General features: G+C 63.7%; 8 protein-coding genes. 7 read left to right on the top strand and 1 reads right to left on the bottom strand.

Features of this window, described 5'->3' with window-relative positions:
* Positions 1–6: 6 nt before the first annotated feature.
* Positions 7–621: an SCO family protein gene (locus tag EDD52_RS05190; RefSeq protein ID WP_424449892.1), complete on the bottom strand. Its 615-nt coding sequence runs from the start codon at positions 619–621 to the stop codon at positions 7–9.
* Between the two features lie 106 nt (positions 622–727).
* Here EDD52_RS05190 and regB point away from each other — a divergent pair, with 106 nt between their 5' ends.
* From regB to addA, 7 genes are all read left to right on the top strand, one after another.
* Positions 728–2125 (top strand): sensor histidine kinase RegB, encoded by a 1398-nt coding sequence (gene regB / locus EDD52_RS05185; protein ID WP_132242538.1) that lies wholly within the window; start codon positions 728–730, stop codon positions 2123–2125.
* 79 nt (positions 2126–2204) lie between these two features.
* Entirely contained in the window at positions 2205–3719 is a 1515-nt protein-coding gene (locus EDD52_RS05180) for a PAS-domain containing protein (protein ID WP_243651842.1), read from the top strand.
* Positions 3720–3759: 40 nt separating this feature from the next.
* The gene (gene tsaE / locus EDD52_RS05175; protein ID WP_132242536.1) at positions 3760–4233 is read left to right on the top strand and encodes a tRNA (adenosine(37)-N6)-threonylcarbamoyltransferase complex ATPase subunit type 1 TsaE; all 474 of its coding nucleotides are present in this window, start codon (positions 3760–3762) and stop codon (positions 4231–4233) included.
* Entirely contained in the window at positions 4230–5228 is a 999-nt protein-coding gene (locus EDD52_RS05170) for an aminoglycoside phosphotransferase family protein (protein ID WP_132242534.1), read from the top strand. The genes tsaE and EDD52_RS05170 overlap by 4 nt, the downstream gene beginning before the upstream one ends.
* Positions 5228–5887, top strand: coding sequence for a nucleotidyltransferase family protein (locus EDD52_RS05165; protein WP_132242532.1), 660 nt, complete (start codon positions 5228–5230; stop codon positions 5885–5887). Before EDD52_RS05170 ends, EDD52_RS05165 begins: the two co-directional genes overlap by 1 nt.
* Entirely contained in the window at positions 5880–8810 is a 2931-nt protein-coding gene (addB, locus tag EDD52_RS05160; protein ID WP_132242530.1) for a double-strand break repair protein AddB, read from the top strand. Before EDD52_RS05165 ends, addB begins: the two co-directional genes overlap by 8 nt.
* Positions 8807–12196: a double-strand break repair helicase AddA gene (addA, locus tag EDD52_RS05155; protein ID WP_132242528.1), complete on the top strand. Its 3390-nt coding sequence runs from the start codon at positions 8807–8809 to the stop codon at positions 12194–12196. Before addB ends, addA begins: the two co-directional genes overlap by 4 nt.
* Positions 12197–12245: the final 49 nt, after the last annotated feature.

Raw genomic sequence — 12245 nt, 5'->3', positions numbered from 1 at the left:
ATGAAATCAGGCGTTGTCGATGAAGCACGCAATCCTGTCTGCCATCTCTTCGGGGGCCAGTTCCCGGCGGAAAAATTCAACGAAACCGTGCTCTGGCAGCACGAGGTAGCTAAAGGTCGAATGGTCCACGAGATAGTAGTCAGAGCCGTCGTCATGCGCCTTGTAATAGGTGCGATAGGTTTGGCTCGCAGCCTTGACCTGTTCCGGCGTGCCCGTCAGCCCGATCATGCGCTCATGCATGTTGGAGGCAAAATCGCCCACCGCTTCGGGCGTGTCCCTCTTGGGATCGATCGAGATGAAGATAGGTGTCACGGATTTGCCATGCTCTGCCAGAACATCAACGGCATCGGCATTGCGCGCCACATCCAGCGGGCAGACATCGGGGCAGAACGTGTATCCAAAGTAGATCAGCGACGGTTCGGTGATGACGTCAGCATCGGTCACCGTCTCGCCCGCCGAATTCATCAGCGTGAACGGCCCGCCGATTTCGTCCGCGCCACCTGCAACAGCAGTCGCCCGGCATTGGGCAAACCTGTCGTCAGAGCCGGTCTGCAAGTTGAAATAGACAACACCCAGAGCTGCGGCCCCTGCTATGGTTGCGGCGAACAAGGCTGTTTTCATCATTCTGGGCGCTCCGGGACAAAGGGATGTCTGCCCCGGTGCTTGATCCGGGGCCGCCGCAGACCTAACAATTGACGGACGTTTTGCAAGGGATCAATAGCCGCAGATGAGCCACGCCGACACCATATTCCACGGCGGTCGCAACCGCGGCAACTGGATCCGTCTGCGCACGATGATCCTGATCCGCTGGATGGCCATTATCGGACAGCTTGTTGCGCTGTTCGTCGCGCAGCGGATGTTCAACCTGTCGCTTGAACTCGGCCTGTGCCTGATGACGGTCGGCGTGTCGGTTATCGGCAACCTGATCGCCCTGTTCATTTTTCCCGAGAACAAACGCCTCAGCGAATCCGAAAATTTCCTGATGGTGTTGTTCGACGTGTTGCAGCTGTCGTTCCTGCTCTATCTGACCGGTGGGTTGCACAATCCGTTCTCGTTGCTGGTGCTGGGGCCGGTGACGATCTCGGCGTCTGTCTTGACGCTGCGCTCGACGGCTTTTCTGGGCATCACCGCCTTTGTACTTGTGACCCTGCTGATCGAATACCACCTTCCCCTGCGCACCGATCAGGGGTTCATCCTGCGAATCCCGGACACGTTTCTTTACGGAAACTGGGTGGCGATCACCATCGCGCTGCTTTTCCTTTCGGTCTATTCGCGGTGGATCGCGAAAGAGATGCATTCCATGGATGACGCGCTGGCCGCTACCCAGCTGGCATTGTCGCGCGCCCAGAAACTGAATGATCTGGGCGGGGTCGTGGCGGCAGCCGCGCACGAGCTTGGAACGCCTCTTGCCACGATCAAGCTGACCTCTTCCGAATTGATCGAGGATCTGAGCGACCAGCCCGAGCGTCAGGAAGATGCGCGCCTTATCCGCGAACAGGCCGATCGCTGCCGCGATATCCTGCGGTCTATGGGGCGGGCGGGCAAAGAAGACCTGCACATGCGTCAGGCGCCTCTGGCCCAGATCATCGCAGAAGCGGCCGAGCCGCATGAGGGGCGCGGCAAGAACATCCTGTTCGACGAAGGGCCCGGCCCAGGCGGAGAAGAAGAACAGCCCAATATCCTGCGTCAGCCGGAAATCATTCACGGCCTGCGCAATCTGGTGCAGAACGCCGTCGATTTTGCCCGCAGCACCGTCTGGATCGAGGCGATGTGGACAGACAGCAACGTCACGGTCCGCATCATCGATGACGGGCGGGGCTACCCGCCGCATCTGATCGGACGCATCGGCGACCCTTTCGTGCGCAACAGACGGTCTGACCGTGATCGCAAGGCGCGGCCTGAATACGAAGGCATGGGGCTGGGCCTCTTCATCGCCAAGACGCTGCTGGAACGGACGGGCGCGCAGCTGAGCTTTGCGAACGGGTCGGACGCGCATGGCCCCCAGCGCAGCCAGACTGAACGCTGCGGCGCGATTGTCGAGGTCGTCTGGCCGCGCAGCAAGATCGAAACCGACCTGGGCAAACAGACCCAACCTATCGGAGAGAACACCCCGATCGAGGCGTAGAACGAAATCTCGGTTAAGGAGTTATTAACGCGGGTAAGGAATTGTTCACACGACCAAGTGGAGCGACGGAAACGGCACTATGATCGACATCTACAATATTCTGATTGTCTGCGCCGCAGCTCTCGTCACCGCGCTTGTCATTCTGGCGCTGCTGGGAAAGGCCGGGGGTGAGACCCCGCATGCAGGCCGACCCGCTTCGGATGCCGAACCCGCCATCTCGGCCCTGTTCAGGGGTCAGGACATCGTGGACGCCACCGACGAGGCCCGCGCGTTGATCACCGGTTCTGAAGAGACCTGGGCTGAACTCTCTGCTGCGTTGCGCCCTCGGTTTCCGTCGCTGCCCAGAAAGGCGCCCACGGAGCGGCGCCTGTTTGCATCCGGCAGCCCGGGCGACGACGGCTATCTGGAGCTTGAACAGGTGGGCAGCCGGATGCGGCTGTCGCTATGTGACAGACCCGCGAACTCTGCCGACCTCCACCAGCTTCGTGCCGCACAGACAGAGTTGGAAGTGCTGCGAACGGCCCTGGGCACAGCACCGAACCCGATCTGGAAAAGCGACGAAACGGGCCGGACGGACTGGAGCAACAAGGCCTACGAGTCGCTGGCTGCAGATGTCGCATCGCCCGAACCCGGCGCACCAATCTTCGACATGCCACCGGGCGGGCCGGAACATATGCGGACGCGGCGCACCTGCCTCGCCTCGCCAAAGGGCGACGCACAGCGCTGGTTCGATATTACCTCGGCGCAGCAGGGCAACGCGTGGCTGCATTACGGAATCGACGTTACCGCCGTGGTCCGCGCAGAGATCGCGCAGCGCAATTTCGTCCAGACCCTGACAAAGACGTTTGCACATCTGCCCATTGGCCTCGCCATCTTTGATAGGAACAGGCAGCTTGCACTGTTCAATCCGGCGATGATCGACCTGACCCAGCTTTCGGCGGAATTCCTGTCCGGGCGGCCTAACCTGCTTTCATTTTTTGACCGGTTGCGCGAAGGCCGCATGATGCCGGAGCCGAAGAATTACAACGATTGGCGCGAACAGATGGCCGATCTTGTCGCCGCCGCCAGTGACGACCGTTATTCCGAGACCTGGTCCCTGCCATCGGGACTGACCTACAAGGTGACCGGGCGGCCGCATCCCGACGGGGCCATCGCCTTTCTGATCGAGGATATCAGCGCCGAGATCTCGCTGACGCGGCGCTTCCGGTCCGAACTGGAACTCAGCCAATGCGTGATCGACACGCTGGATGATGCCATTGCGATCTTTTCCCAGAATGGGGTGCTGACATTCTCCAACGCGGCATACCGCACCTTGTGGAAATCCGATCCCGACAGCAGCTTTGCCGAATTGACCGTCGTGGACGCAACGCGCCAGTGGCAGGAAATGTGCAAACCCTCCCCCATCTGGGGAGAGCTGCGCGACTTCGTTGTTCAGGGGCACGACCGCGCAGCATGGGAGATGCATGTCGAACACAAGAACAACATGCGGATTCTGTGCCGGGTCACACCCGTCGCAGGGGGGTCTACGCTGGTCAGCTTCAACTGCGAAACACCTGCATTGCCCCAGCGGCAATTGAACACTGAGGGGGTCTGAACCCGCTTGCAGCCGCAGGCACGGGCGTTAATGTCGCCGCATGTCTCGCAGATCAAAGACCCTTTCCTGCCCTGATGAACAGGCGACCGGCAATATTGCCGAGGCGCTTGGCGCAGGGCTGCGGCCCGGTGACACTGTGCTGCTGGAGGGGGGCATCGGCGCGGGCAAAACCTTTTTCGCGCGCCACCTGATCCAGTCGCTTCTGCTTGTGCCAGAAGATGTGCCCTCGCCCACTTACACGCTGGTGCAGGTCTATGATGCCGCGCCCGGCGAGATTTGGCATTGCGACCTCTACCGGCTTTCGGATCCTTCGCAATGCATCGAACTGGGGTTGGAAGACGCGTTTGACACCGCGATCTGCCTTGTTGAATGGCCAGACAGGCTTGGGTCACTGGCGCCGGTCGGGGCGTTGACGATCACCCTTGCCGCGACCGGCACGGAAGGTGCGCGCGCCCTGGAATTATCCTGGACTGACCCGAAATGGGAAACGCGTCTTGAAGGGGTGGCCACATGACGGCGCAAGACACATTCCTTGCGCGCGCGGGCTGGGCCGACGCCGAGAGAACGGCCCTTGCAGGGGACGCTTCGGCGCGGGCCTATCAACGCCTGACGAAGCAGACGGCCTCTGCCATCCTGATGATCGATCCGACCGGCGACACGGGCCTTTTCCAATCGCTCGCGGAATACCTCGTGGCGCATGGGCTGAGCGCACCGCGCATTCTGGCCGCCGACACGCAGAACGGTTTGCTGCTGCTGGAGGATCTGGGTGACGCATTATTCGCGCGACTGGCGATCGAGCAGCCCTCGCTGGAGCCCGTACTTTATCGTACGGCGGCAGAGGTTCTGGCCAGGCTCCATCGACTCCCACCCCCTGCGGATCTGCCGCGGGCGACACCGGTGATGCTGGCACAGGCCACGGATCTTGCCTTTGACTGGTACGCCGCACGCGCAGGCCACGATGTGCCGCAGGCGGCGAAGACAGAGGCGATGGACGCCTTGCTGGCCGCACTCGAAGCCCATGCCGGTGCGCCGTCAGTGACCATGTTGCGCGACTTTCATGCCGAAAACTTGCTTTGGTTGCCGGACCGCGAAGGCAGCGCCCGCGCCGGTCTTCTGGACTTTCAGGATGCCATGCTGGGCCATTCGCCCTATGACCTTGTGTCGCTGCTGCAAGACGCCCGTCGCGACGTGCCGCAGACGATTGCGGAGGACACGACGGCGCATTTCCTGACCCTGACCGGACATGATCCGGACCAGTTTTCTGCTGCTGCCGCCACGCTTGGCGCACAACGAAACCTGCGCATTCTGGGGGTCTTCACCCGGTTATGCATCTCGGCGGGCAAATCGCATTACATCGATCTGATCCCTCGGGTATGGACCCATCTGCAAGACAACTTGCGGCATCCCGCACTGGCAGATCTTGCCGAAAAGCTGCTGCCGCTGCTGCCATCCCCTGAAATCTCGACCCTTGAAAGGCTTAAATCGCAGTGTCCGACCCGCAAGCCGTAATGATCTTTGCCGCAGGCTTTGGCACGCGGATGAAGGAGCTGACCCGCACCCGTCCGAAACCCCTGATCGAGGTCGCGGGGCGCCCCCTGATCGACCATGCGCTGGAGCTGACACAGACGCTTCCCGGCCTGCGCCGCGTGGTCAACCTGCATTACCTGCCGGACCTTTTGCGCGCCCATCTATCAAACACTGACGTCCACCTCAGCGACGAGACGCCCGAAATCCTCGACACTGGCGGCGGGTTGCGGCAGGCATTGCCGCTTTTGCAGTCGAACCCGGTCTTCACCACGAACACGGATGCTGTCTGGCGCGGGCCGAACCCGTTCGAGCTTTTGGCCGCGGCATGGCGACCGGAGGAGATGGACGCGCTACTGCTCTGCGTGCCCCTTCAGAACGCGGTGGGCCACAAGGGCAGCGGCGATTTCACCCTGGCGCCCGACGGGCAGCTGACCCGCGGGCCCGGGCTGGTTTATAGCGGCGTGCAGATCATCCGGACGGACGGGCTGCATGACATTCCCGAACGGGCCTTCTCGCTCAATCTGCTGTGGAACCGGATCGCGGAAAGCGGCCGGCTTTACGGTCTGCCATATGACGGCAAATGGTGCGATGTCGGCCACCCCGAAGGCATCGCGCTGGCCGAGGACATGCTGCATGTTTGATGGCTCGCCCGCGCCGCGCCTGTTCGGCCTCGCCCCCGGTGTGGATTTTCCGGCGGCATTGATCGACGGGCTGACGAAACGGATGGCAGACGCCACCCCAGAGGACTGGGCGCAGGTCGAGCTGATCGTGAACACCCGCCGCATGTCGCGCCGCATCCGCACGCTGTTTGATGAAGGCCCGCCGAGGTTGCTGCCGCGCGTCCGCCTGCTCACCTCGCTCGCGGATGGAACGCAAATGCCGGATCTGCCGCAGCCTGTTCCATCGCTGAGGCGCAGGCTGGAACTGTCGCAACTGATCACGCGCCTGCTGGACCAGCAACCCGACCTAGCGCCGCGCAGCTCCCTGTTCGATCTTGCCGACAGCCTTGCCACCCTGATGGATGAAATGCAGGGCGAAGGCGTGCCCCCCGAAGCCATCGCCGGGCTGGATGTCTCGGATCTCAGCGGGCATTGGGAACGCACACAGCGCTTCATCAGCATCGTCCAGACCTATTTCGACGCAGAGGCAGAGCCGCCTGACATGGCCGCCTGGCAAAGGCGGGCGACGCTGCGCCTGATCAGGGAGTGGGAGCTGTCGCCGCCCTCTCACCCGATCATCCTCGCCGGGTCCACCGGATCGCGCGGAACGACCGCGCTGTTGATGCGGGCGGTTGCGCAGCTTCCGCAGGGGGCGGTGGTCCTGCCCGGGTTTGACTATGACATGCCCGATCATGTCTGGGGCGCGCTTACCGACGGGTTGACCAGCGAAGATCACCCGCAATACCGCTTTGCCCGACTGATGCAGCAGCTGGAGCTTGGCCCGTCGCAAGTGCCGCCCTGGTCAGAGACACCCGCGCCCTCGCCGGATCGCAACCGGTTGCTGTCGCTCGCGTTGCGGCCCGCCCCCGTCACGGATCAATGGCTGACCGACGGCCCGACCTTGCCGGATCTGGTCGGCGCAACCGGGGATGTCACGCTGGTCGAGGCCCCAACCCGCCGGGACGAAGCGCTGGCCATCGCGATGCGGCTGCGACAGGCGGCAGAGGACGGCCAGACCGCCGCGCTGATCACACCCGACCGCATGCTCACCCGGCAGGTCACCTCGGCGCTCGACAGATGGGATATTGTTCCCGATGACAGCGCGGGCACGCCGTTGCAACTGACCCCGCCGGGCCGGTTCCTGCGGCACGTGGTCGACCTTTTTCAGCGGACCTGTACGGCCGAAATGCTGCTGACGCTTCTCAAGCATCCGCTGACGCATTCCGGGCAAGACCGCAACCGGCACCTGATCCTGACGCGCGAGCTGGAGCTTTACATTCGTCGCCACGGCATCCCCTTCCCGACTGTCGCGGCGTTGCAGGAATGGGCCGAAAAATTCGAGGCGCAGGAATGGCTTGACTGGCTGGGCGCCTGCCTGATGGCCGATCCGGTTCCGGGCAAACGTCCTCTGGCCGACTGGGCGTCAGACCACATGGCGCGGGCCGAAGCAATTGCTGCTGGTCCGGTCGGGCTGGGCAGCGGCATCCTGTGGGAACAGGCCGCCGGGCGCGGGGCGCTCAAGACCATGCAGGAGCTCGCCAACGAAGCCGCCCATGGCGGAGAAGTCGATGCTGCGGATTACGATGCGCTTGTATCTGGCATCCTGGTCTCGGCCGAACCTTTGCGCGACCGCGATGCACCACATCCGCATATCCTGATCTGGGGCACGTTGGAGGCCCGTGTTCAGGGGGCAGATCTGCTGATCCTTGGCGGGTTGAACGAAGGCAGCTGGCCGGAGCTTCCCGGCGCGGACCCGTGGCTTAACCGGAAAATGCGCCACGACGCCGGGCTGCTGCTGCCCGAACGCCGTATCGGGCTTGCGGCGCATGATTTCCAGCAAGCCGCCGCCGCGCCAGAGGTCTGGCTGACCCGGTCGCTGAGGTCCGATGACGCGGAGACTGTCGCGGCGCGCTGGCTCAACCGCCTGACAAACCTGATGAACGGCCTGCATGGCCGAAATGGTGACGAGGCATTGCGCCAGATGAAGGCGCGTGGTGAGACCTGGCTGGCCCATGCCCGCGCCCTGGAAGCAACCGAAACCGTCGCCCCTGCGCCGCGTCCATCGCCCTGCCCGCCAGTTCTTTCCCGGCCAAGGAAGCTGTCGGTGACAGAGATCAAGCGGCTGATCCGCGACCCTTACGCGATCTACGCACGCCATGTCTTGCGCCTGCGCCCGCTGGACCCGCTGCAACGCGCACCCGACGCACTGTTGCGCGGGATCCTGCTGCACAGCGTGGTGGAGCGGTTCGTGCGCGATGCCACCGAGGACAACGCGCTCCTGTCGCCACGGCACCTGTCCACAATCGCGAAGGAAACGCTGGAACAGGATGTGCCATGGCCGTCCACCCGACGGATCTGGCAGGCGCGGCTGGACCGCGCCGCGCATGGCTTCGTGGCGAATGAGGCGCAGCGACAGCAGGTCGCCAAGCCTGTCGCGCAAGAGCGCCGCGGCGTTGCCGAAATCCCTGCGCTGGGGTTCGCCCTGACCGCCAAAGCCGACCGGATCGACCGTGATGGCGAAGGCCGGCTGCATATTTTCGACTACAAGACCGGGACGCCGCCCAGCCCCTCGGAACAGGCCAAGTTCGACAAGCAGCTACTGCTGGAGGCAGCAATGGCGGAACAGGGCGCCTTTGCCGACCTTGCCCCGGCAGAGGTGGCCCAGGCGCTTTTCATCGGGCTGACCGCACCGCCGCGCGAGGTGGCCGCGCCGCTTGACAAGGAACCGCCCGCAAAGGTGTGGGAGGACTTCACCGCCCTGATCGCCGCCTACCTGACCGAGGATCAGGGCTTTACCGCGCGCCGCGCCATGCGCGAGGACAGGCTGGGCTCGGACTACGATCAGCTTAGCCGTTTTGGCGAATGGGACGTCGCCGACGAAGCCGTCAGGGAGATGCTGGAATGATCCGGGATGACGCGACCGAGGCGCAGGTTCGCGCAGCGCACCCGGCCAAGTCCACGTGGCTTTCGGCCAATGCGGGCTCTGGCAAGACGCGGGTTCTGACCGACCGCGTTGCGCGGCTGCTGCTCAACAAGGTCGACCCATCGCACATCCTTTGCCTGACCTATACCAAGGCCGCCGCCAGCGAGATGCAAAACCGCCTTTTCAAGCGGCTTGGCGAATGGGCCATGCTTGACGATGCCGCACTTAGCAACGAACTGGACCAGCTGGGTGTCGAGGCCACGCTGGGCGAGAGCTACCTGCAACAGGCGCGCACGCTCTTTGCCCGCGCGATTGAAACGCCGGGCGGGTTGCGGATCCAGACGATCCACTCTTTCTGCGCGGCGCTTTTGCGGCGTTTCCCGCTGGAGGCCGGCATCAGCCCGCAATTCAAGGAGATGGAGGGCCGCGCCGCGACGTTGCTTCAGGCTGAAGTGGTCGATGAGCTGTCGGTCTCCCATCCTAAGGAAGTCACTGCTGTGGCCTGGCATTTTTCCAGCGACGATGATCTTGACGGGCTGACCCAGAACATCGTGCAGCACCGGACCGTGCTGGCCGATCCCCTGACGGAGGCGGAGATCAAATCGCTTTACGGGCTTGCGCCGGACGTGACCCGCGACAGCATTGTCCGCAAGGTCTTTCTGGGCGGCGAGGCAGAGCTGCTGGCAGAGCTTGTGCCCGCGCTCAAGGCCAGCAGCGCCATGGATATCCGGGCCAGCGGGCCGCTTGGCGGGATAGGGCAGCTGGATATAGACGCGCTGCCGGTGCTGGAAACCGTTTTCCTGACCGGCGCCAAGGCCGCCGAACCCTTCTCGGCCAAGATCGGGAGCTTTCCCACCAAGGGCCTGCAAAAAGCCATCCCGCATCTGATGCCACGGCTCGAAGATCTGATGCACCGGGTCGAGAGCGCGCGGACCGAGCGGCTCGGGCTGTTGGCTGCTGAAAAGACCAGCGCGCTGCACCGGTTCGCCGTGCAGTTCCTGCCCCGCTACGATGCCGCCAAGCAGCGCCGGGGGTGGCTTGATTTCGACGACCTGATCTTCAAGGCGCGCGCATTGCTGAATGACCCCAAGGTCGCGGCGTGGGTGCTGTATAAGCTGGATGGCGGGATTGATCACATCCTTGTCGATGAGGCGCAGGATACCAGTCCCGTGCAGTGGCAGATCATCGAACGGCTGGCGCAGGAATTCACCGCGGGCGAAACGGCCCGGTCGGACCATGTGCGCACGGTTTTTGTCGTGGGGGACAAGAAACAGTCGATCTATTCCTTTCAGGGCGCCGACCCGCGGGAATTCGACCGGATGCGCGATGAATTCGCGACAAGGCTCGCGGCCTCTGCGACGCCTCTGCAGGACCTGACGCTGCAATTCTCGTTCCGGTCGGCCTCGCCCGTGCTGCGGCTGGTGGATGAAACCTTTGCCGGACGTGACGACGCCGGCTTTGGCAGCGCAGAGACACACCGCGCCTTCAAGGAAAAGATGCCCGGCCGCGTCGATCTTTGGCCCGTTGTCGAGCGCAGCACCGAAAAGGACGACACGCCGTGGTACGACCCGCTTGACCGGCCCGGAACGCGCCACCACACGGTGACATTGGCCGCGCGGATCGCTGATTTCATTCGCGACCAGCTGGGGAAAGCGATCGGCAGTGAGGTTGGCCATACCGGGCATTACGTGCCGCGCCAGATCCATGCCGGGGATTTCCTGATCCTCGTCCAGCGCCGCGGGCCGCTGTTTCATGAGATCATTCGCGCCTGCAAGGCCGCCGGGCTGCCCATCGCAGGGGCCGACCGGCTGAAGGTCGGTGCGGAACTGGCGGTGCGAGACCTCGCCGCCGTGCTGAAAGTTCTGGCGACGCCCGAGGACAGCCTGTCGCTGGCGGAGGCGCTGAAATCTCCCCTATTCGGCTGGTCCGAACAACAGGTCTTTGACCTTGCCCATCGCCGTGACAGCCCGTTCCTCTGGACAGCACTGCGCCGCCGCCGCGACGAGTTTCCAGACGTCTGGGCCGTGCTGAACGACCTGATGGGCAAGACCGATTTCCTGCGGCCCTACGACCTGATCGAACGCATCCTGACCCGTCACGACGGCCGGCGAAAGCTGCTGTCCCGGCTGGGCGAAGAGGCCGAAGACGGGATCAACGCGCTTCTGTCGCAAGCGCTTGGCTACGAGCAATCGGACATCCCCAGCCTGACGGGCTTTCTGGAATGGATGCAGACCGACGATTTCGAGATCAAGCGGCAGGCTGACAGCGCGGGCGACAGGATCCGAGTGATGACCGTCCATGGCGCGAAAGGTCTGGAGGCACCCATCGTCATCCTGCCCGATTGCGCCCAACGTATCGAACGTTCGACCCGCGGCCTGATGCAATGCGGTGATACGGTCATCTGGCCATCGGGCGCCACGCAAAGCCCCCCCCTTCAGACCGAGGCTCAAGAGGCGGAACGCGCGGCACAGCGCAACGAACGCGACCGGTTGCTTTACGTGGCGATGACCCGCGCAGAGCAATGGCTGATCGTCGCAGCCGCCGGAGAGCTGGGCAAGGATGGGGAGGCCTGGCACGACAGGGTCCGGGCCGGTATGGTGCGGGTCGGCGCAGCCGAACACGGATTCGACTTTGGCGAGCACGGGTCGGGGCCGGGGCTTCGCCTCCAGACGGGTGACTGGGACAGCCCGCCGCGGCCCAAAAAGGCGCACCCCGCTGTCACCTCGCCAGAGTTGCCGGCCTTCATGCGGCACCCCGCCCCGGACGCCCCTGCCCTTGTCGAAACGTTGAAGCCTTCGGATCTGGGCGGCGCAAAGGCGATGCCGGGGGATGCCGGGCTGGACGAAGACACCGCGAAGGCAATGGGCACCGCGCTTCACCTGTTGCTGGAACATCTGCCGCCCGTGGCCCCGGATCTGCGCGCGGCACGAGCGGACCTTTTGCTGACGCGGATGGGGGGCGATCTTCCGGTTACTGCCCGTGATCAGCTGGTCGAACAGGCGCTGCACGTCCTTGAGACGCCGGAGCTGAGGCATTTCTTCGCCGCAGGCAGCCTTGCCGAGGTGCCTGTCAGCGCGTCGCTCACGGAACTGGGGGGGCGGCGGATCCACGGCATCATTGATCGCCTTATCGTGACGCCCACCAAGGTAACGGCCGTGGATTTCAAATCGAACCGGACGGTGCCCGACGGCCCCGCGCTTTGCCCGGACGGGCTTTTGCGGCAGATGGGGGCTTATGCGGCCGCACTTGCGCAGATCTATCCTGATCGCGAAATCGAGACTGGAATTCTCTGGACCCAGACCGCACGGTATATGCCCCTACCTAACGATATGGTGAGTATGGCGCTGCGTATGACCGCCACATCTTGACGCCATGCGCCGGGCTACCTAGGTTTCTCCCCCAAGACAGAACCCCCTC

The sequence above is a fragment of the Primorskyibacter sedentarius genome (genome assembly GCF_004342065.1).
GTDB lineage: Bacteria > Pseudomonadota > Alphaproteobacteria > Rhodobacterales > Rhodobacteraceae > Primorskyibacter > Primorskyibacter sedentarius.
The sequence above is the reverse complement of the archived record's forward strand: the minus strand, read 5'-3'. Positions and strand labels throughout refer to the sequence as shown.

Bases quoted from the DNA above. Each gene is read 5' to 3' on its own strand.
- EDD52_RS05165 (WP_132242532.1), top strand. From the start codon at position 5,228: ATGATCTTTGCCGCAGGCTTTGGCACGCGGATGAAGGAGCTGACCCGC.
- EDD52_RS05190 (WP_424449892.1), bottom strand. From the start codon at position 621: ATGAAAACAGCCTTGTTCGCCGCAACCATAGCAGGGGCCGCAGCTCTG.
- addA (WP_132242528.1), top strand. From the start codon at position 8,807: ATGATCCGGGATGACGCGACCGAGGCGCAGGTTCGCGCAGCGCACCCG.
- regB (WP_132242538.1), top strand. From the start codon at position 728: ATGAGCCACGCCGACACCATATTCCACGGCGGTCGCAACCGCGGCAAC.
- EDD52_RS05170 (WP_132242534.1), top strand. From the start codon at position 4,230: ATGACGGCGCAAGACACATTCCTTGCGCGCGCGGGCTGGGCCGACGCC.
- addB (WP_132242530.1), top strand. From the start codon at position 5,880: ATGTTTGATGGCTCGCCCGCGCCGCGCCTGTTCGGCCTCGCCCCCGGT.
- tsaE (WP_132242536.1), top strand. From the start codon at position 3,760: ATGTCTCGCAGATCAAAGACCCTTTCCTGCCCTGATGAACAGGCGACC.
- EDD52_RS05180 (WP_243651842.1), top strand. From the start codon at position 2,205: ATGATCGACATCTACAATATTCTGATTGTCTGCGCCGCAGCTCTCGTC.